This is a genomic window from Micromonospora echinospora (assembly GCF_900091495.1).
In the GTDB taxonomy this organism is placed as follows: domain Bacteria; phylum Actinomycetota; class Actinomycetes; order Mycobacteriales; family Micromonosporaceae; genus Micromonospora; species Micromonospora echinospora.
Genome location: NZ_LT607413.1, coordinates 4,995,883 through 5,014,473, shown reverse-complemented (window position 1 = coordinate 5,014,473; position 18,591 = coordinate 4,995,883). Strand labels below are relative to the sequence as shown.

The window sequence follows — 18,591 nt, the reverse complement described above, 5'->3', positions numbered from 1 at the left end:
CTCAGTCCAAGGTGTACAGGTAGGCGGCGATGTCCCGCGCGTCGATCGCGCTGACCCCCAGGTCCGGCATGGCCGTGCCGGGCTCGACCGCCTGCGGGTCGGCGATCCAGTGCTGGAGGTTGTCCGCGTTGTTCACCAGTTCCCCGGCGATGTAGGAGCGGGACCCGAACCGGGTCAGCGGCGGGCCCACCAGACCGTTGGCCCGGTCGATGCCGGGAATGGTGTGGCAGGAACCGCAGCCGTACCGGGCGATGAGCGTCGCCCCCCGGTCCGGTTGTCCGTCGCGGACCTCGGGCGGCGGAGGCGAGTCGTCGCTCCCGCAACCCGGCGCGGCGAGCAGCGCGGGCAGCGCCACCAGCAGCGCCAGCGACCAGCGGAGCCGGCGGTTCACGACAGCACTCCCCCGGTGGCTGCCCGCCGGCTCCCGGCCTCCGGCGGTGAGGTCACCCGCTCCGGGCGTCGCCGTTGCAGCGCCGACAGCCAGCGCAGGAACGTCACCAGGGTGGCGACCAGCGCCACGACGTCCATCGGCGCCCACATGAGCAGCCCGGCCAGCTGCTGGTCGGCCAGGGGGTCGGCGCCGAGCACCTCCGGCGGGTAGACCGGTCGGGGCGCGAAGGTGAGTACGGCGCCCAGCGCGGTCGCCGGCAGCATGGTGCCCATCAGGAGCAGCATCCCGACCGGTGCCGGCAGCCGGTGCCGGGGAGCGCCGAGCAGCGGCGCCCAGAGCAGCCAGGCCGACCCGACGAAGCAGACGTGCTCCACCACGTGCAGGACCTGGTTCCGCTCGGCGGCGACGTAGGGCACGGGCAGGTGCCAGAACCAGAGCACGACGGTCTGGAGCCCGCCGGCGATCGACGCCACCACCACCGGGCGACGCAGCCACCGGCCCGGTCCGGTGACGCGCAGCCGGGCGAGCCGTCGACGCGCTGCCGCCGGGCAGGCCAGGGTCAGCGGCAGTCCGGCGGCCCCGGCCGCGAGCAGCGGTCCCGCGACGAGCAGCAGCAGCATGTGCTGCGTCATGTGGCCGGCGAGGCCCCGAGTCGCCAGTGCGGCGACCGGACCGTTCTGGGCGGCGAGCAGGACGAGCAGGCCGGTGCCGAAGGCGACCACCCGCCAGCCCGGCAGGACGTCGCCGACACCTCGTCGGTCCCACAGTTCGTGGACGCCCCGCCCGTAGCCGGCGGCGAGCAGGGCCAGCGCGGTGGCCAGCAGCATGGCGAGGATTCCGCCGGCCACCTCGTCCGCGCTTCCCGGCGCGGCGGCGGTCAGCGCTGGCATGGCGGTAGCACCAGGAGAGCGAGGCCGCCCAGCCCGATGATGGCCAGGAACAGCAGGTTGGACCAGATGCCGACCACGGCGAGCATCCGGCTGCGCTCCAGCGACCGCTCCCCGCCGGCCGGTGCCGGCGCGCGGGTGGTGCGCCGCCAGACCAACGCGGAGGCCAGCAGCGCGCCTACGGTGGCCAGCGCCGGCAGCACCACGGCGGCGCCGATGACGGTACGCAGGGGGACCGCGCCGACCCGATCGTTCCCGCTGGCGCAGGTCAACTCCTCGACCCCCCAGCCGGCCAGCAGGTGCACCGCCCAGGCGACCGCGCCACCGAGCACCGCATACCAGAACAGCAGCCCTCCGGCGAGCCGGACCCGGGGTCCGGGGTGGGTGCTCATCACAGCCTCGGGGAGAGGTAGACGGTGAACAGGATGGCGACCCAGACGGCGTCCACGAAGTGCCAGTAGATGGCGGCGTTGCGGATCCGGTCGTGGCGGTGCGCGCCGAAGCTGCCACCGCGCAGCGAGGCGACCAGCAGCCAGGTGATCATGGTCAGCCCGACCGCCACGTGCAGTCCGTGGAACCCGGTGACGACGTAGAAGAGGGAACCGTAGGCGTCGGTGGTGATGGTGAAGTGGCGCAGCTTGTCCGCGTACTCGGTGGCCTGGAGGGCCAGGAACGTCACCCCGAGCAGGAGGGTGGCGGCCAGGCCGGACCGCAGCCGCCAGCTCTGCCCCTTCCGGATGCCGCGTTCGGCCCAGACCACCGGCAGGCTGCTGGGTACCAGTACGGCGGTCATCACCAGCGGGAGCAGCAGCTCCGGCGGCTCGATGCCCGGTGGCGGCCACTGCGCGCCGTACTGGAAGCGCAGGTAGTAGTAGCTGCCGAGCAGGCAGGCAAAGAGGGTGGCCTCGGTGACGACGAACATCACCATCCCCCACCAGCCGGTGGACCGGCCGACCGGCAGCTCGGTGGTCAGCGCCTCGGTGCCGGTGACCGCCGCGATGCCCCGGGTCATGCGCTCACCCCGACTTCCTGGTCCGGCCGGCGCGGCGGCCAGAGCCAGACCGCGACGGTGACGGCCACCGCCCCGGCAGCTCCCACGGCCACCGGATACCAGGCGAACAGCATCGCGGTGAAGAAGACCAGCATCGCCACGGCGAGGAGCAACGGTTGCAGGGACGCCTCGGGCATCTCCACCACCCGTTCCCGACGGCCGTCGAGTTCGCTGGTGAGCAGGGTCTTCCGCCCGTCGGCCAGGATCCGGTCCGGTTCGGCGCCGGAACCCATCGACTCCCTGCTCGGTTCGTCCCAGGTGGGGTGCAGGCTGTGCACCTGCGGCAGCGCCGGGAAGTTGTACGGCTTCGGCGGCGAGTCGGTGGACCACTCCAGGCTGTCGCCGCCCCACGGGTCCGGCGCGGCCGGCTGGCCGCGCCGGATCGCGTGCACGACCCCGACGAGGACCAGCAGCAGCCCGACCGCCAGCACGTACGAACCGAGGGTGCTGAGCAGGTTCCAGCCGTCCCAGCCCAGCTCGCCGGGGTAGGTGTAGACCCGCCTCGGCATGCCGAACAGTCCGGAGAGGTGCATCGGGAAGAACGTCACCTGCGTGCCGGTGAACACCAGCCAGAAGGCCCACCGGCCGAGCCCCTCGTGGTACATCCGCCCGGTGATCTTCGGAAGCCAGTAGTACACGGCGGCGAGGATCGGGAACACCGCCCCGCCGATGAGCACGTAGTGCAGGTGGGCGACCACGAAGTAGGAGTCGGTGACCTGCTGGTCGAAGGCGGTCAGCGCGAACATGGCGCCGGTGAAGCCACCGAGCACGAAGGTCACGACGAACCCGATCACGAACAGCAGCGGCACCCGGACCACCAGGCGGCCGAGCGCCATGGTGGCGAGCCAGGCGAAGATCTGGATCCCGGACGGGATGGTGATGATCGTGCTCGCCGCGCTGAAGAAGCTGCACGAGAGCCGTGGCAGCCCGGTGGCGAACATGTGGTGCACCCAGACCCCGAACGAGATGATCGAGATCGACACGATGGCCAGCACGATCAGCGCGTAGCCGACCACCCCGCGCCGGGTGAACGCGGGCAGCACGGCCGAGACGATGCCCAGGGCCGGCATCACGACGATGTACACGTCCGGGTGACCGAAGATCCAGAACAGGTGTTGCCAGAGCAGCACGTTCCCGCCGGCGTCCGGGTCGAAGAAGCGGGTGTCGAACCGGCGGTCGAGGAAGAGCATCGCGTTGTCGAGGTTCAGCGCGGGCAACGCGAAGATCACCATGAAGGCGGTGGCGACGATCGCCCAGACGAACAACGGCACCCGGTTCAGCGACATGCCCGGAGCCCGCAGCTTGAGCGCCGTGACGATGAAGTTGATCGAGCCCACGGTGGTCGCGACGCCGAGGAACAGCAGCCCCAGGGCGTAGACGTCCATGTGCAGGCCGGGGGTGTTCTGCTCCTCGGTCAGCGGCACGTAGGCGAACCAGCCGCCGTTCGGCGCCGCCCCGAAGGGCAGACTCGCCCACATGAACAGACCGGCGAAGAGGAACACCCAGTAGCCGAACGCGTTCAGCTTCGGGAAGGCCATGTCCCGCGAGCCGATCATGAGCGGGACCAGGAAGTTGCCGAACCCGAAGAGCATCGGGGTGGCGAACAGGAAGATCATGGCCGTGCCGTGCATGGTGAACAGCTGGTTGTACTCCTGCGGGGAGAGCAGCCGCGCGTCCGGCCGGGCGAGCTGGGTGCGCATCGCCAGTGCGCTCAGCCCGGCGAGGACGAAGAACAGCCCCGCGGTGACCAGATAGCGCCGGCCGATCCGCTTGTGGTCCACGGTGGTGAACCAGGACCGCAGCGAGGGTCGTTCCCCCCAGTGCGCCTCCAGCCGGGTCAGGTCCTCCGGGCTCGTTCCGGGAACCGGTGCGACGGTCGTGGACATTCCTCCTCCCCTCCGCTCACGTCAGCGACTGCAGGTAGGCGACGAGGTCCGGCAGCCGGTCCGCGTCGACCGGCTGCGGTGGCATGTAGTTGCCCGGCTTGACCGTCTGCGAGTTGGCGATCCAGCCGCCCAGGTGACCGCCGTCGTTCGGCACCGCTCCCGCCCCGATGCTCCACCGGGAGCCGACGTCGGACAGGTCGGGACCGACCCGCCCGTTCGCGCCGGTGCCCCGGATCGCGTGACAGCCGGCGCAGGTGCCCTGCACGAACGCCTCCTGCCCACGTCGCTGCGCGTCGGTCCGGGGCTGGGGTGCGGGTGAGCCGAGTCGGGTCACCCAGGCGTCGAAGTCGCTGCGGGGTTCGGCCACCACGAGGAACGTCATGTGCGCGTGCTGGGTGCCGCAGTACTCGGCGCACTGGCCCCGGTAGCTGCCGGCCCGGTCGGCGTGCAGCCAGGTCTCCCGGTCCTCCCCGGGGATCAGGTCGGTCTTCGACATGAGCTGCGGCACCCAGAAGCTGTGCAGCACGTCGGCGCTCCGCAGCCGGATCCGCACCTTCTCCCCCACCGGGATGTGCAGTTCGTTGGCGGTGGCTCCGGCGACGCCCGCCACCCGTACCTCCCACCACCACTTGTGGCCGGTGACCTCGATGACGGGCCCCCCGGGGGCCGGACCGTCGCCCAGCGCGGCGAGGTCGCGCAGCCCGAGGCTGTAGACCGTCACCAGGATCACCAGCGGTATCCCGGCGCCGGTGATCGCGACGAATCGCAGCGGCTGGCCGTGCCGGACCCGGACGCCTGGTCGGCGGCGGAACACCAGGGCCCAGGCCAACAGCAGCATGACCTCGACGAAGACCGCCATGGAGATCCAGAACAGCACCCACCACAGCCCGGCGATCCGGCTGGCGCCGGCCCCCGCCGGGTCGAGGATGGACGGTGCCGTGCCGGAGCAGCCGGCAGACGCCAGCACGCCGCCCAGCACCACCGGGACGAGTCGCCGACGCCAGCGCTGCCAGCGGGAGCGCGTCCCCGGGTCTCCGCTCGTGTCCATCGACCCAAGCCTAGTAACTTCGGGCGTTTTCGCCGCTCTAATTACGAATTACAGCTAATGGTCGGTTAAGGCCGGTTAGCGTCAGCAGGCGAGCATCGACCGCCACGGACAGGACGAGGATGCGCACTTCCACCGTTGAACTGACCGCGGACTCCGCACGAGGCAGCGCGGCCCGACGCACGACGGCCTGGATCGGAGGTGGTCTCGCCGCCGCGGCCGGCCTGGCCAGCGTCCTGCTGGCCCCGACCGACGCCCTGCAGGGCCACCCGCAACGCCTCATGTACCTGCACGTGCCCGCCGCCTGGGTGGCCTATCTGGCGTTCGCCGTCGTGCTCGCGGCCAGCGGCGCGTACCTCGTCCGGGCCGACGCCCGGTGGGACGACGTCGCGCTGGCCGCCACCGAGATCGGGGTGGTCCTCACCGTGCTGACCCTCGCCACCGGGTCGCTCTGGGGCCACCTGGTCTGGGGCACCTGGTGGGCCTGGGACCCCCGCCTGGTCAGTACCGCCCTGCTGGCCCTGGTGTACGCCGCCGCGTTGGCCCTGCGCCGGGCCCTCGCCGAACGGGCCGGGGTGCCGCACCACGGGGACCCGAAGGTCGCCCGTCCTGCCGCAGCCGTCGGGATCGCCGGCTTCCTGCTCGTACCCGTGGTGCACTTCTCGGTGGTCTGGTGGCGCTCGCTGCACCAGCAGGCCACCATCCTCGCCCCCGAACGACCGCCGATCGACCCCCGGATGGCGCTGGCGCTGCTGCTCGCCCTGGCCGCCGCGACCGTCGCCGCCACCTGGGTGCTGGCCCACCGGGTGGTGCGGTTGCAGCGCCGACTCGACCCGGCCCGCGTCTCGCCGCCGCAGCGACGTCCCGCGCCACCGGTGCCGGCCCGGGTGCCATGATCCGCCGCCCCGGACGCCTGGCGCTGACCGCCGTGCTGCTCGGCGCGGGCGGACTGGTGGTGACCGCCGCGCTGCGCGACACCCTCACCTACTACCGCACCCCGGGCGAGGTGCTGGCCCACCCGGACACCGCACGGGAACGGGTCCGCCTCGGCGGCGAGGTCGTCCCGGGCTCGGTGCGACGCGACGGTGAGCTGGTGGTGTTCCGCCTGTCCGACACGGGCCGCGAGGTGACCGTGCGGCAACGCGGGGTGCCACCGGAGACCTTCCGCGAGGGCGAGGACGCGGTCGTCGAGGGACGGCTCGGCGCCGACGGGGTGTTCGACGCCGACCACGTGGTGGTGCGGCACGGCAACGAGTACGGCCCCTCCCCGTCGGCCTCGGAGCCACCCGATGCTCGGTGACCTCGGCACCGCCGGCCTCGCCGCCGGGCTGGTCGCCGCTCCCCTCGCCGCGCTGCTCTGGCTCCGGGTGGCGCTGGCCGGAACACCGGCCCGGCCCGCCCGGCTGGCCACCCTCGGCGCACTGCTCGCCGCCGCCGCAGCCGGTGCCGCGCTGGAGACGGCGCTGCTGGCGCACGACTTCAGTGTGCGGTTCGTCGCCGAGAACGGCGGCCGGCACGTGCCCACCTACTACGCGGTCACCAGCCTGTGGTCGGCGATGGACGGGTCGCTGCTGCTCTGGCTCCTGGTCCTCACCGGGTACGGCGCCCTGCTCGCCCGGGGGCGACCAGACCGGCTGCGCGCGTACGCGATGGTGGTGGTGAGCGTGGTCAGCACCTGCTTCTTCGCGCTCTCCACCTTCGCGGCCAACCCCTTCCGCGCCGTGGACCCGGTTCCGCTCGACGGGCCGGGCCCGAACCCGCTGCTGCAACAGCATCCGGCGATGGGCCTGCATCCACCGCTGCTGTACGCCGGATACCTCGGCATGCTGGTGCCGTTCGCACTGGCGTTGGCCGCCCCGCTGGCCGGACGGGCCGGGCGGCGGTGGGTCCGGGTGGCCCGCCCCTGGGCGCTGGTGGCCTGGTGCACGCTCACCGCCGGCATCGTCCTCGGCGCCTGGTGGTCGTACGCGGTCCTCGGCTGGGGTGGCTACTGGGCCTGGGACCCGGTGGAGAACGCCTCCCTCCTGCCCTGGCTGACCACCACGGCCTTCCTGCACACCAGCCTCGGTGGCCGGGGACGGGAACGCTGGAACCAGGTCCTGGCCTGCGCCGGGTTCCTGCTGGTGCTGCTCGGCACCTTCCTGACCCGCTCCGGCGCGGTGGCCAGCGTGCACGCGTTCACCGAGTCGCCGTTGGGGCCGATCCTGCTCGGCTTCGTCCTGCTGGCCGTGCTGGCCGCCACCGTCCTCGCCGGGCGACACCAGCCGGCCTCCGTGCCCGGATCCGCCCCGCTGTGGTCCCGGCACAGCGCCGTGCTGGTCAACGCCGTCCTGCTGGTCACCGTCACCGCCACGGTGCTGATCGGCACCGTGCTGCCGCTGCTCACCGAACCGCTCACGGGCAGCCGGAGCAGCGTCGGGGCCGCCTACTACCACCGCACGGCGGTGCCGCTGGCCGTGGTGGTGCTGCTGCTGGCCGGGCTGCCACCCGCTCTACGCGGCCGGACCCGGGGCGAGGCGTTGCGCCGCCTCGTCCTGCCCGGCGCGGCGGCGCTCGGGACGGTGGCCACGATCGGCCTGCTCAGTCGACCCGGTCCGGCGGCGCTCACCGCGTTCGGGGCGGCGGCCTTCGTCCTCACCGGTCTCGTCGCCACGCGTGCCCGACCCCGGGCCGCCGTGCTGGGACACGCCGGACTCGCCCTGCTCGCGGTGGGCGTCGCGGCCTCCTCGGCGTACGCGCGGGCCGACGAGCGGACCCTGCGGGTGGGCGAGACGCTGCGGGTGGCCGACGTGTCGGCACGGCTGGTGTCGGTGCAGCGCGCCGCCCCCGACGGCCGGATGACGGTGCGGGCTCGGCTGGAGGTGTCGTCGGGCGGCAGCCGCCACCCGGCCACCCCGACACTGCGGTACGACCCGGCGCGGGACATGGCGGTCACCGTGCCGGCGATCGACGACGGCATCCGCCGCGACGTCTACCTCACCCTTCTCGCGGTGGCCGAGGACGGCGGCAGCGCGACCGTACGGCTGGCCGTGAACCCGCTCGTCGGTCTCGTCTGGGCCGGCGGCGCGGTCGGCACCGCCGGTGGCGTGCTCGCCCTGGCCGACGCGGCCCGTGCCCGCCGACGGCGACGGCCGGAGCCGGTCGGGGCGGACGCGCCGGTGGCGGCGGGAGTCCCGGCATGAGGACAAGACTCGGGCGGTGGTGGCGGTTCCGGCCCGCCCCGGCCACCGTCCTGCTGGTGGCCGTCGCCCTCGGCATCGTGCTCACCGTCGACCACCGACCCCGGGCAGGAGGTGACGGGCGACCGGCGGTGACCGCCCCGGCGCTCGCCGGCACCACCCTGACCGGCGAGCCCTTCGACCTGGCGGCCGTGCGCGGAAACGTCGTCCTGGTCAACGTCTTCGCGTCGTGGTGCGGACCCTGCCGGGACGAACTGCCGCTGCTGGTGGAGATCGCCCGGGACTGGTCACCACGAGGGCTACGGGTAGTCGGACTCAACCTGCGCGACGGGCCGGACGCGGTGCGTGCCCTGCTCCGGGAGACCCGGGCCGACGCACTCACCGTGCTGCCCGACCCCGACGGCGTCCGAGCTGTCGAGTGGGGCGTCCGGGGCGTGCCGGAGACCTTCCTGGTGGACCGCGACGGCCGCGTCGTGGCGCACCGGAACGGCGTGGTCACCCGGCAGTGGCTTCAGGTCCAGGTGTCCCCCCTGCTGGAGCCGGTGTGACCCGTCGGCGTCTGGTCGTCGCGCTGGGCCTGGGCGTGCTGCTCGCGCTGGCGGTCGGCGGGCTGGTCCGGTCGACCGGGGCGGCGGACGGAGCCGATCCGGTCGCCGACATCGCCGCCGGGCTCCGCTGCCCCTCCTGTCAGGGCGAGTCGGTGGCCGACTCCCGCTCCCCGGTCGCCGCCTCGATGCGTCAGGTGGTCGCCGACCAGGTGGCGCGGGGCCGCAGCCCGGAGGAGATCCGCCAGTGGTTCGTCGCCCGGTACGGCGAGGAGGTGCTGGCCCAGCCGCGCCTGCGGGGGCTCGCGCTGCTGCTGTGGGTCGTGCCTGCGGTGACGCTGCTCGGAGCCGGCGCCGCCGCGGCGCGTACTCTCCGGCCCCGCGCCCCGGACGGCGAACGGCGGCGACCGGACGGCGGCTCCGCCCGGATCCACCGTCGGCGCCCCCGTCGCACCCTGTGGCTCACCGCCGCCGGGCTGGTCGCCGTCGTGGCGACGGTGGCCGTGGCCGCCGACCAACTGGTGCCGCCGGCCCCGCCGACACCGGTGGCCGACCCGACGGCGGTCACGCTGCGGCTGGCGCAGGACCTGGAGAGTCAGCAGCGGTACGACGCCGCCGCGCAGATGTACCGGGAAGCGCTGCGGGACCGGCCTGACGACGACCTCCGGCTCCGCCTCGCCTTCGCCCTGCTGCGCTCGTCGGACGCCGCCGGGGCGGAGGACGCCGCGCGGCAGGTCCTCGCACACGCGCCCGACCTGCCCGACGGGCTGCTGGTGCTGGGCCTGGCCCAGCGGACCACCCGGCCCGCGGACGCACCGGCGACGCTGCGGCGGTTCCTCGCCGTCGCGCCGGAACACCCGGCCACCGCGGAGATCCGTCGGCTGGTCGAGTCCCGACCCCGGTCAGCGACGACGCCAGGACCGGCCCAGCAGGAACCCGAGTAGGAGACCGGCGGTCAGCGTGACCACCGAGCGGGGGGTGACGGCCGAGCGCAGCTTGCCCAGACCCGCTCGCGGGTCCACCACGCTGCCGGCCACGTCGCCCGCCGTACCCACCACCATGTCGCCCAGTTTGCTGAGGTTCACGTTCCCACCGCCTCTGGCCCGTCGCGGGCCGATACCCGGTGGGCCGGCACCGAAACCCCGCCCGTGGTAGTCGGCGCACCGGCCGCCCCGGTTCCGTCACCGGTCCGACCGTTCCGGCTCCGCCGTCACAGCAGCCGGCGATGGGTCATGACCCGCAGGGCCAGGTAACCCGGCGGTACCGGCAGCCAGAACGTCGCGAGGCGGTAGACCAGGACGCCGGCGATGGCGGTGTCCAGGGGCACCCCGTAGAGCACCAGGCCGGAGACGAGCGCGGCCTCGGTGGCGCCGAGGCCGCCGGGGGTGGGCGCGACGGAGGCGACGCCCTCACCGACGACGCACACCAGGACGACCGGGGGGACGAGAGCGAGGTCGAAAGGCTGACCTGCGGCGAGGAGCGCGACGTAGAGGCAGAGGCCGTAGGTGAGCGTGAGCGCCCCGGACGCGACGACGAGCCACCGGAGGCCGTGCTGGTGGGTCAGGGCGCGCAGGGCGGCGGCGACCTGGCCGGCCACCGCCCGCCCCCGGCGCCGGATCCCGGGCACGGCGAGGACGACCGCCAGGACGAGCAGGGCGGCGAAGGCTCCCAGCAGCAGCGGCCACGCCCTGGTCACGGCGTGGGTGAGGGCACGGGCGGGTTGCCCGGCGAAAGGCAGCAGCACCGGCAGGAGCAGCAGGAGCGACACCGCTCCCGCGGTACGGGAGACGGCCACGGCGGTGGCCGCCTCAGCGGTAGCCAGTCCCTTCTGATGCAGATACCGCAGACTGAGCACGGCACCGCCGAGGCTACCGGGAGCCAGCCGGTTGGCGAACGAGGCGGCGACCTGCACCAGGGTGGCCTCGCGCAGCGGGATCCGGTTCGCCGTGGCCAACCGGAGCACGACGCCGCTGATCAGATAGGTGAGGGCGGAGCCGAGCAGCGCCGCCGCGACAGCAACCGGGTGGGCGTGCACGAGGAGACGCAACGCGGTGCGTACCTCGCCGACCTGCGGGAGCAGCAGATGCGCGAGCAGCCCCAGGACCAGCAGCTCCAGGATGCCGCGCCGGCTGATCCGGACCACCTTGGCGGCGGGGCGGTCGTGGTCCGGGCAGCGTCGCAGGATCTCCCGGCGGAGGTGGTCCAGCATGCCGGGGTGGGCGCGCAGGGCGGCACGGCCGGCGCGGGAGAGCACCGGCGGTTGCAGGAACGGCACGCAGTCCGCGACCACCTCGGCGCCCAGGCACCGCACCGCGACCGCGACCACGCTGGCCGGGTCGACCCGCGTGGCCAGCGCGACCATCAACTCGACGACGTCGGCGGCCTGCTGGTCGGCGGTGGCGTCGTCGGTGCCGAAGCCGAGGTCGACCAGGTACGCGCGGTCCCGGCCGACGAGCACGTTGGCGGCGCGTAGGTCGCGGTGCGCGATGCCGGCCCGGTGCAGGAGCGCCACCTGTTCCCAGGCGTCCCGTACGGCGGCGATCGGGACCGGCCCGACGATGGCGTGCAGCGCGGCGGCGTCGACGAACTCCTGCACGAGGACCGCGTCGTCGCCGGACACGCTGGTGGTCGTGACGACGGCCGGCACCCGGACGCCGGCACGTTCGGCCAGCAGGGTCAGACAGGTCTCGTGTTCGTTCTGCTGTCGGGCGCTCAGGTACGGCGGCGCGTCGGCGACGTGCCGGTACCGCGTCCTCCGGTAGAGCTTGTAGGCCCAGTCCGCGTCGCGTTGCTGGCCGCCGGTCACCTTCACGAAGAGCCGCCGCCCGTCGGTGGTGACCGCCTGCCACGGCTGTGACCCCCGGGCGTCGCCGTGGATCGGCTCCAGCCGTGCCACGTCGACCGCGCGTCGCCGCAGTGCCGCCCGTAGGGCGGGCTCCGACCGTTGCGGTCCGACCTCGCCGACCGCGAGCCGGGTCAGGCACACCGCGAGCCAGCCGACGAGGAACCCGCCGACGGCGTCGGCCGGCAGGTGCGCCCCTACGTGGATCCGTGCGACGGCGACCAGGGCGATCACCACCCAGGCCGCGCGGCGCCACCGGGTGCCTCCGGCCTGGGCCGCGACGAGAGCCAGCGCGGTGGCGACCGCGACGTGCCCCGAGGGATAACCGTACGGACCGGTGATCGTGTCGCGCAGCACCACGTCGGTGAGCAGCGCAGCCGGACGTTGCCGGGCGACCGCGACCTTGACGGCGACCGTGAGCCAGTACGCGAGGTTCCCGGCCAGCAGGAGTCTCCACGCAGTGCCGACCCGGCCCGCGACGACGGCTGCGGCGGCGGCGACGAACACCGCCGGGTACGAGCCGGCCTGCATGACGAGGAGCAGGGCCGGGGTAAGCCCGGCGGGAAGGTGGTTGAGCAGGGTGAACAGGTCCCGCTCCGACAGCGGTACGGGACGGCTCCGGGTGGCCGCGCTCACCGCCACCAGCAGACCGGTCGAAACGGCCAGGCTGACCAGCAGCGCCGGCGACGGGCGACGTGTCCGCGTTACCACCGCTCCTCGGCCGCCCCCTCATCCGGCTCGGGTGCCCGCTGTCGCCCCGAACCCTACGGAACACGCACCGCGGAATGGCTTTCCCGCCCACCCGCCAACCCGTTCGGGACGACAATCAGCGGATGGACAGGGTGGTGACGGCACTCGCCGGGCTACCACCGGCCCTCGTCCTGGCACTGGTGTTCGTCCTGCCGGCCCTGGAGTCGTCGACCCTGCTCGGGCTGGTCGTGCCCGGCGAGACGGCGATCCTGGTCGGCGGGCTGGCGGCCCACCACGGTGCGCTGCCGCTGTGGGCGGTGGTCGTCGCCGGGACGGTCGGGGCATGCCTCGGCGACCAGGTCGGCTATGCCCTGGGACGACGCTACGGACCGGGCATGCTGGCCCGTGCCCCCGGTCCGCTGCGCCGCCGCCTCGACATCGCCCAGGCCCGCCGCCTGGTCGCCCGGCGCGGGGCCTGGGCGGTGGTGTCCGGCCGCTGGATCGCGGTCCTGCGGGTCGTGGTGCCCCTGGCGGCGGGCGCGGGCGGGATGCGCTGGGCGACGTTCCTGCGGGCGAACCTGGCCGGTGGCGTGGTGTGGGCGACCGGCGTCGCGCTGCTCGGCTATCTCGCCGCAGCCTCCTACCGTTACCTGGAGCGGGAGCTGGGAATCGGTGAGTGGGTCCTGCTGACGCTGGTCGGCGTCGGCGTGGCCCTGCGGGTGTGGCGGCACCGCCGCAAGCGGCCGGACCGGGGACCGGGTGGACGGATCAGGCGACGTGCGTGAGGTAACCGGCGACGGCCTCGTCGAGCACCTCCCGGCCGGGGCGCGCCCACACCTCCTCGGCGAAGACCTCCACCTCCACCGGTCCGACGTAGCCGGCCGCGTCCACGGCCTCCCGGAAGCGGCGCAGCTCGACGCAGCCCGTGCCGGGCAGCCCCCGGCCGAGCAGCACCCCCGCCGGCAGCGGCGTCACCCAGTCGGCGATCTGGAAGCAGGCGATGCGTCTCTCCCGGCCGGCCCGCGCGATCTGCGCCCACACCTGGTCGTCCCACCAGAGGTGGTACGTGTCGACGACGACGCCCACCGTCTCCGCCGGATACGGCGCGACGAGGTCCAGGGCCTGGCCGAGACTGGCGACCACGCACCGGTCGGAACAGAACATCGGGTGCAACGGCTCCACGGCGAGCTGAACCCCGGCGGCCCGCGCGTACGGCACCAGCTCGCCGATCGCGTCCCGCACGTGCGCCCGGGCACCGTCGACGTCCCGGCTGCCGTCGGGCAGGCCGCCGGAGACCAGCACCAGCACCGGCGCGCCCACCGCCGCGGCCTCGTCGACGGCACGCCGGTTCTCGTCGAGCCAGCCCGGCGTGCTGAAGAACCCGCCGCGGCACAGCGACGTGACGGTCAGGCCCGCGTCCCGCACCAGCGCCGCAGCCGCCTCGACCCCGTACGCGGCCAGATCCTCCCGCCACAGCCCCACCCCGGACACCCCGGCGTCGGCGCAGCCGGCGACGAGGTCCGGCAGGGGCCACCGCTTCGTCGTCGCCGAGTTGAGCGCGAACCGCTTCACTGGGCCACCCCCGCCGTGGTCATGAACGCCCGCGCCCGGTGCGCGGCCAGCTCGGCGTCGGGCAGCAGCCCGGCCGCGTCGGCCAGCCGCAGCAGCCGGCCCAGGTGCGCCGGTGACCGTCCCGACTGGAGACCGCCGACCATCGTGAAGTGGTCCTGGTGACCCGCGAGCCAGGCCAGGAACACGATGCCGGTCTTGTAGTAGAAGGTCGGGGCGCCGAACAGGTGCCGGGCGAGCGGCAGCGTGGGCGCCAGGATCCGGTCGTACGCCGCCAGGTCCCCGGCGTCCAGCGCCCGCAGCGCGGCGGCGGCCGGGGGCGCGATCGCGGCGAGGACGCCGAGCAGCGCGTCGGAGTGGCCCTCGCCGTCGCCCCGGATCAGGGCCGGGTAGTTGAAGTCGTCGCCGGTGTAGAGCCGCACCCCGGCGGGCAGACGCCGACGCAGCGCGACCTCGAAGTCCTCGTCGAGCAGCGACAGCTTGACGCCGTCGACCCGGCTGGCGTACGCGCCGATCAGCGCGACCACGGTGTCCGCGGCGCGCACCGGGTCGACGTCGCCCCAGTAGCCGGTGAGCGCCGGGTCGAACGCCGGGCCGAGCCAGTGCAGCACCACCGGGCCGTCGACGTCGGCCAGCAGCCGTCCGTAGACGTCGAGGTAGTCGTCGGCGGACCGGGCCGCGGCGGCCAGGTGGCGGCTGCACATGAGCACCGGTTGGGCACCGGCGTCCTGCACGTCGGCGAGCTGCTCGGCGTACGCCTTGCGGATCTCGTCGAGCGTGGCCGGGCCGGCCGGCAGCTGGTCGGTGGCGACGCCCGCGCAGATCGCGCCGCCCTCGGCGCGGGCGGCTGCCGCCGAGCGTCGTACCAGCTCGCGCGCGGCCGGGTAGTCCATGCCCATGCCACGCTGGGCGGTGTCCATCGCCTCGGCGACGCCGAACCCGTAGGACCACAGGTGCCGGCGGAACGCCAGGGTCGCGTCCCAGTCGACCGTGGCGGGCGTGCCGGGCACGTTCTCCGCGCGGGGGTCGGCGACGACGTGCGCCGCCGCGTACGCGACCCGGCTGGTGAAAGGGACGCCGGGCGTGAGGTGCTCGCGCCCGGCGCCGCAGAGGGTGAGCGGCCCGTCGAGCAGGTTGACGGTCCGGGTCACGACCGCAGCTCCGTCACCTCGACGCGCCGGCCCTCCCGGGCCGACTGGAGGCCCAGCTCGGCCAGCTGCACACCGCGCGCGCCGGCCCACAGGTCCCAGGTGTACGGGGCATCCTCGACGACGTGCCGCAGGAACATCTCCCACTGCGCCTTGAAGCCGTTGTCGAACACCTCGTTGTCCGGCACCTCCTGCCACTGGGCGCGGAAGTCGTCGGTGGACGGCAGGTCCGGGTTCCAGACCGGCTTCGGGGTGGCGGCCCGGTGCTGGACGCGGCAGCGACGCAGTCCGGCGACCGCGCTGCCCTCGGTGCCGTCGACCTGGAACTCGACCAGCTCGTCCCGGTTCACCCGGACGGCCCAGGAGGAGTTGATCTGGGCGACGACGCCACCGTCCAGCTCGAAGATCCCGTACGCGGCGTCGTCGGCGGTCGCGTCGTAGGGCTGCCCGTCCTCGGCCCACCGGCGCGGGATGTGGGTGGTGACGTGGGCGGTGACCGCCCGGACCGGCGCGAAGATCTGTTCCAGGACGTAGTGCCAGTGCGGGAACATGTCGACGACGATGCCGCCGCCGTCGGCGGCCCGGTAGTTCCAGCTCGGCCGCTGTGCCTCCTGCCAGTCGCCCTCGAAGACCCAGTAGCCGAACTCGCCGCGCACCGACAGGATCCGGCCGAAGAACCCGCCCCGCACGAGCCGGTCGAGCTTGCGCAGGCCGGGCAGGAAGAGCTTGTCCTGCACGACGCCGTGCCGTACCCCGGCCGTGTCGGCGGCGCGCGCCAGCTCGACCGCGCCGTGCAGGGTGGTGGCGGTCGGCTTCTCGGTGTAGATGTGCTTGCCCGCCGCGACGGCGAGTCCGATCGCCTTCTCCCGTTCGCTGGTGACCTGCGCGTCGAAGTAGATCGAGACGTCCGGTCGCGCCAGCGCGGCGTCCAGGTCGGTCGTCCAGTCGGTCAGCCCGTGCCGGTCCGCGACGTCGCGCAGCTTGGCCTCGTTCCGCCCGACCAGGACGGGTTCCGGCCAGAGCCGGCTCCCGTCGCGCAGTGGTAGGCCGCCCTGCTCGCGGATGGCCAGCAGCGACCGGACCAGGTGCTGCCGGTAGCCCATCCGCCCGGTCACGCCGTTCATCACGATGCCGATCGGGACACGTGCCGTCATCGTCCCACTCTCCCTAGGGGTCATCTCGGGCACCCGGGTCGCCCCGGGTGCCGCACACTGCCGGTCCCCGGCGGGGACGACGGTCCTGCCGTCGTCCCCGCCGGACCGGTTCAGGCCGGGGTTCCGGTCACCGTCAGGTGACGCAGCCGGCCGATGTTGTCGAACGAGCCGAAGCCGACCCGTCCGGAGCCGAACGTGGTGTCCTTCGCGGTCATCAGCGGGTCCTTCTTCCCGTCCACGTAGACCGCGATCTCGCCGGTGGCCGGCAGGTGCACGACGCGCACCTTGTGCCAGTCGGCGTCGACGATCGCCGGGTTCGCGCCCCGCGACCGGCCGTTCCACTGGTAGTCGATGCGCTGCCGGTCGGCGTTGTCGACCTTGAAGATGCCGTTGTGCGGCAGGATCGTGTTGTCGGTCGACAGGTGGGCGTAGTAGAACTCGGTGTCCGAGCGCCAGCCGAAGACGACGATCACGTCCCGGTTGCTCACCTCGACCGGCGTGTCGAGCCGGACGTCGGCCTCGATCTCCACGGACGACCACTGCGGCCCGTCGGTCACCACCGCGTACTCGAACGGACGGCGCGGGCCGGGCCGGCTGACGCCCGCCTCGGCGAGGATCACCTCGTCCCGGTCGAACTGCCACTTCGACGGGGTGACCGGCGTCCAGCTGTCCGGGCCCGAGGGCTTGTGCAGCTTGGTGCCGCCGACGTCGCCGTCCGCGAACTCCCGGGTGCCGGTCACCTTCCAGACCTTCCCGTTGGCCTTGGCGAGGAGGTAGAGCCCGCCGGCGGCGTCGGTGCCGAACCGCAGGTCGACCCGCTCCGGGTTGCCCGGGGCGCCGGGGCCGGAAAGGTCCTGCATGCGCACCGGCTGCCCGGCGGCGTTGAAGAGCGCGAGGCGGTGGATCGTGGCCAGGTCGTGGCCGCGCCGCATCTCGTTGGCCTCGGTGTAGAGGACCTGCCCGTCGACCAGGTCACCGAAGACGTACTTGCCCTTCAGCGCGGGCAGCTCGTTGCCGCGGTAGACGAACCCGCCGGCCACCGCGACACCGACGTCGCCGGTGCAGTTCCAGCCGGGCGGCGGGTTGTGGTCGTACGCCGCGACCGGGTACGTGTAGCCGTACCGGGCGTCGTCCGCCGGCAGCGGCAGGAGCTTGTCGCAGGCGCTCCCCGCCTTGTCGAAGACGAACGCGCCCTCCCGCTCGCTCCAGCCGAAGTTGTCACCGGCGCGCACCTCGTAGATCGCCTCGATGGCGTGCTCGCCGATGTGGCCGAGGAACATCCGGCCGGTGGCCGGGTCCCAGCTGAACCGGTGCGGGTCGCGGAACCCGAGCGCGTACACCTCGCCCAGGGCGCCGGCCTGGCCGACGAACGGGTTGTCCGCCGGGATGCCGTACTGCCCGTTGGCCGAGTCGGTGCCCTGCGGGTCGATGCGCAGCAGCTTGCCGTGCACCATGCCCAGGTTCTGCGGCTCGGTGTTGCGGACGCCGGTGCCGCCGTCGCCGACGGCCAGGTAGAGCATTCCGTAGTCGCGCTGGCCGGGCCGCGCGGTGGGGTTGAAGTTGATCTCCTGGATGCCGTGGACCTGGCCGCCGAAGCCGATCCGCAGCACTTCGCGCCGGCTGCCGGAGAACGTGTCGGCGGCCGGGTCGGTCGCCGTCCACTCGGTGATCACGCCGTGGTAGATGCTGTTGGCCTGGGCGTAGTCCGGCGTCTTGACGGCCAGCGACGCCTGCTCGGTGTGGATGGTGTAGAAGCGGCCGTTGGTGCCGAACTCGGGGTGGAACGCGACGTAGCCGAAGCCCTGCCCGAGCCCACGGCCGGAGAAGAAGCGCGGCGCGAACGTGTCGGCGACGTCCAGGTAGACGTACGGCGCCCCGTCCCTGACCAGGTAGAGGTGGCCGTTGAGGTCCGGCACGGCGCGCCGGCCGGAGCCGTCGGGCAGCTCCATGATGGTGTTGATGCGGGCGGTACGCATGAGCCGCTGGTCGGTCGGCGCCGGGATGGGGGACGACTGTGGGAAGCTGGCGTACTCGGTCAGGACCAGTCCGAGCCGAGACTGGACGGGCATCTCGACGATCGGGTCGTGGACGGCGTCGGCGGCCCCGGCGGGGCCGGCGACCAGGGTGGACAGGACGAGGGTGGCGGCGGTCAGACCGGCTGTCAACGCGGAGAGACGGATCCTGTGGATGCTGCGCACTCGGGT

General features: G+C 73.7%; 18 protein-coding genes. 6 read left to right on the top strand and 12 right to left on the bottom strand.

Translation table 11 applies throughout. The features are described from left to right. Position 1: 1 nt before the first annotated feature. The 6 genes from GA0070618_RS22530 to GA0070618_RS22505 are packed head-to-tail and all read right to left on the bottom strand — an operon-like array spanning position 2 to position 5,263. Positions 2–391 (bottom strand): c-type cytochrome, encoded by a 390-nt coding sequence (locus GA0070618_RS22530; protein ID WP_197701594.1) that lies wholly within the window; start codon positions 389–391, stop codon positions 2–4. Beyond that, the gene (locus tag GA0070618_RS22525) at positions 388–1,281 is read right to left on the bottom strand and encodes a cytochrome c oxidase assembly protein (RefSeq protein ID WP_088983401.1); all 894 of its coding nucleotides are present in this window, start codon (positions 1,279–1,281) and stop codon (positions 388–390) included. Before GA0070618_RS22525 ends, GA0070618_RS22530 begins: the two co-directional genes overlap by 4 nt. Further along, positions 1,269–1,670, bottom strand: coding sequence for a hypothetical protein (locus tag GA0070618_RS22520; protein WP_088983400.1), 402 nt, complete (start codon positions 1,668–1,670; stop codon positions 1,269–1,271). Before GA0070618_RS22520 ends, GA0070618_RS22525 begins: the two co-directional genes overlap by 13 nt. After that, positions 1,670–2,290 carry a cytochrome c oxidase subunit 3 gene (locus GA0070618_RS22515; RefSeq protein WP_088983399.1) on the bottom strand — a complete coding sequence of 207 codons (621 nt, stop codon included), beginning with the start codon at positions 2,288–2,290 and terminating at the stop codon, positions 1,670–1,672. The genes GA0070618_RS22520 and GA0070618_RS22515 overlap by 1 nt, the downstream gene beginning before the upstream one ends. Then, positions 2,287–4,215 carry a cytochrome c oxidase subunit I gene (gene ctaD / locus GA0070618_RS22510; protein ID WP_088983398.1) on the bottom strand — a complete coding sequence of 643 codons (1,929 nt, stop codon included), beginning with the start codon at positions 4,213–4,215 and terminating at the stop codon, positions 2,287–2,289. The genes GA0070618_RS22515 and ctaD overlap by 4 nt, the downstream gene beginning before the upstream one ends. A gap of 16 nt (positions 4,216–4,231) precedes the next feature. Next, on the bottom strand, positions 4,232–5,263 hold the full coding sequence (locus GA0070618_RS22505) for a cytochrome c oxidase subunit II (RefSeq protein ID WP_088983397.1): 1,032 nt from the start codon (positions 5,261–5,263) through the stop codon (positions 4,232–4,234). Between the two features lie 119 nt (positions 5,264–5,382). Here GA0070618_RS22505 and ccsA point away from each other — a divergent pair, with 119 nt between their 5' ends. The 5 genes from ccsA to GA0070618_RS22480 are packed head-to-tail and all read left to right on the top strand — an operon-like array spanning position 5,383 to position 9,928. Further along, positions 5,383–6,156 carry a cytochrome c biogenesis protein CcsA gene (gene ccsA / locus GA0070618_RS22500; protein ID WP_088983396.1) on the top strand — a complete coding sequence of 258 codons (774 nt, stop codon included), beginning with the start codon at positions 5,383–5,385 and terminating at the stop codon, positions 6,154–6,156. Beyond that, the gene (locus GA0070618_RS22495; protein ID WP_088983395.1) at positions 6,153–6,560 is read left to right on the top strand and encodes a cytochrome c maturation protein CcmE; all 408 of its coding nucleotides are present in this window, start codon (positions 6,153–6,155) and stop codon (positions 6,558–6,560) included. Before ccsA ends, GA0070618_RS22495 begins: the two co-directional genes overlap by 4 nt. Beyond that, positions 6,550–8,442 carry a heme lyase CcmF/NrfE family subunit gene (locus GA0070618_RS22490; protein WP_088983394.1) on the top strand — a complete coding sequence of 631 codons (1,893 nt, stop codon included), beginning with the start codon at positions 6,550–6,552 and terminating at the stop codon, positions 8,440–8,442. The genes GA0070618_RS22495 and GA0070618_RS22490 overlap by 11 nt, the downstream gene beginning before the upstream one ends. Next, entirely contained in the window at positions 8,439–8,987 is a 549-nt protein-coding gene (locus tag GA0070618_RS22485; protein WP_088983393.1) for a TlpA family protein disulfide reductase, read from the top strand. The genes GA0070618_RS22490 and GA0070618_RS22485 overlap by 4 nt, the downstream gene beginning before the upstream one ends. After that, positions 8,984–9,928, top strand: a complete 945-nt coding sequence (locus GA0070618_RS22480; RefSeq protein ID WP_157748985.1) for a cytochrome c-type biogenesis protein CcmH — start codon at positions 8,984–8,986, stop codon at positions 9,926–9,928. Before GA0070618_RS22485 ends, GA0070618_RS22480 begins: the two co-directional genes overlap by 4 nt. Here the strand turns inward: GA0070618_RS22480 and GA0070618_RS22475 are convergent. Continuing rightward, positions 9,887–10,069 carry a hypothetical protein gene (locus GA0070618_RS22475; RefSeq protein ID WP_088983391.1) on the bottom strand — a complete coding sequence of 61 codons (183 nt, stop codon included), beginning with the start codon at positions 10,067–10,069 and terminating at the stop codon, positions 9,887–9,889. The genes GA0070618_RS22480 and GA0070618_RS22475 overlap by 42 nt on opposite strands. A 125-nt stretch (positions 10,070–10,194) precedes the next feature. Next, positions 10,195–12,537, bottom strand: a complete 2,343-nt coding sequence (locus tag GA0070618_RS22470) for a lysylphosphatidylglycerol synthase domain-containing protein (RefSeq protein WP_088983390.1) — start codon at positions 12,535–12,537, stop codon at positions 10,195–10,197. A gap of 122 nt (positions 12,538–12,659) precedes the next feature. Between GA0070618_RS22470 and GA0070618_RS22465 the strand changes: the two genes are divergently transcribed. Next, complete coding sequence (locus GA0070618_RS22465) at positions 12,660–13,301, top strand: DedA family protein (RefSeq protein ID WP_088983389.1); 642 nt, start codon at positions 12,660–12,662, stop codon at positions 13,299–13,301. Here GA0070618_RS22465 and GA0070618_RS22460 read toward each other — a convergent pair. From GA0070618_RS22460 to GA0070618_RS22445, 4 genes are all read right to left on the bottom strand, one after another. Continuing rightward, a complete protein-coding gene (locus GA0070618_RS22460; protein WP_088983388.1) occupies positions 13,285–14,088 on the bottom strand; it encodes a sugar phosphate isomerase/epimerase family protein in 804 nt (267 codons plus the stop codon). The genes GA0070618_RS22465 and GA0070618_RS22460 overlap by 17 nt on opposite strands. After that, positions 14,085–15,236 (bottom strand): DUF993 family protein, encoded by a 1,152-nt coding sequence (locus GA0070618_RS22455; protein ID WP_197701593.1) that lies wholly within the window; start codon positions 15,234–15,236, stop codon positions 14,085–14,087. Before GA0070618_RS22455 ends, GA0070618_RS22460 begins: the two co-directional genes overlap by 4 nt. After that, the gene (locus GA0070618_RS22450; protein WP_088983387.1) at positions 15,233–16,387 is read right to left on the bottom strand and encodes a Gfo/Idh/MocA family protein; all 1,155 of its coding nucleotides are present in this window, start codon (positions 16,385–16,387) and stop codon (positions 15,233–15,235) included. Before GA0070618_RS22450 ends, GA0070618_RS22455 begins: the two co-directional genes overlap by 4 nt. Positions 16,388–16,497: 110 nt before the next feature. Beyond that, positions 16,498–18,585, bottom strand: coding sequence for a PQQ-dependent sugar dehydrogenase (locus GA0070618_RS22445; protein WP_172900317.1), 2,088 nt, complete (start codon positions 18,583–18,585; stop codon positions 16,498–16,500). Positions 18,586–18,591: the final 6 nt, after the last annotated feature.

Coding starts and splice junctions, on each gene's coding strand:
- GA0070618_RS22525 (WP_088983401.1), bottom strand. CDS start 1,281: ATGCCAGCGCTGACCGCCGCCGCGCCGGGAAGCGCGGACGAGGTGGCC.
- GA0070618_RS22520 (WP_088983400.1), bottom strand. CDS start 1,670: ATGAGCACCCACCCCGGACCCCGGGTCCGGCTCGCCGGAGGGCTGCTG.
- GA0070618_RS22515 (WP_088983399.1), bottom strand. CDS start 2,290: ATGACCCGGGGCATCGCGGCGGTCACCGGCACCGAGGCGCTGACCACC.
- ctaD (WP_088983398.1), bottom strand. CDS start 4,215: ATGTCCACGACCGTCGCACCGGTTCCCGGAACGAGCCCGGAGGACCTG.
- GA0070618_RS22505 (WP_088983397.1), bottom strand. CDS start 5,263: ATGGACACGAGCGGAGACCCGGGGACGCGCTCCCGCTGGCAGCGCTGG.
- ccsA (WP_088983396.1), top strand. CDS start 5,383: ATGCGCACTTCCACCGTTGAACTGACCGCGGACTCCGCACGAGGCAGC.
- GA0070618_RS22495 (WP_088983395.1), top strand. CDS start 6,153: ATGATCCGCCGCCCCGGACGCCTGGCGCTGACCGCCGTGCTGCTCGGC.
- GA0070618_RS22490 (WP_088983394.1), top strand. CDS start 6,550: ATGCTCGGTGACCTCGGCACCGCCGGCCTCGCCGCCGGGCTGGTCGCC.
- GA0070618_RS22485 (WP_088983393.1), top strand. CDS start 8,439: ATGAGGACAAGACTCGGGCGGTGGTGGCGGTTCCGGCCCGCCCCGGCC.
- GA0070618_RS22465 (WP_088983389.1), top strand. CDS start 12,660: ATGGACAGGGTGGTGACGGCACTCGCCGGGCTACCACCGGCCCTCGTC.
- GA0070618_RS22450 (WP_088983387.1), bottom strand. CDS start 16,387: ATGACGGCACGTGTCCCGATCGGCATCGTGATGAACGGCGTGACCGGG.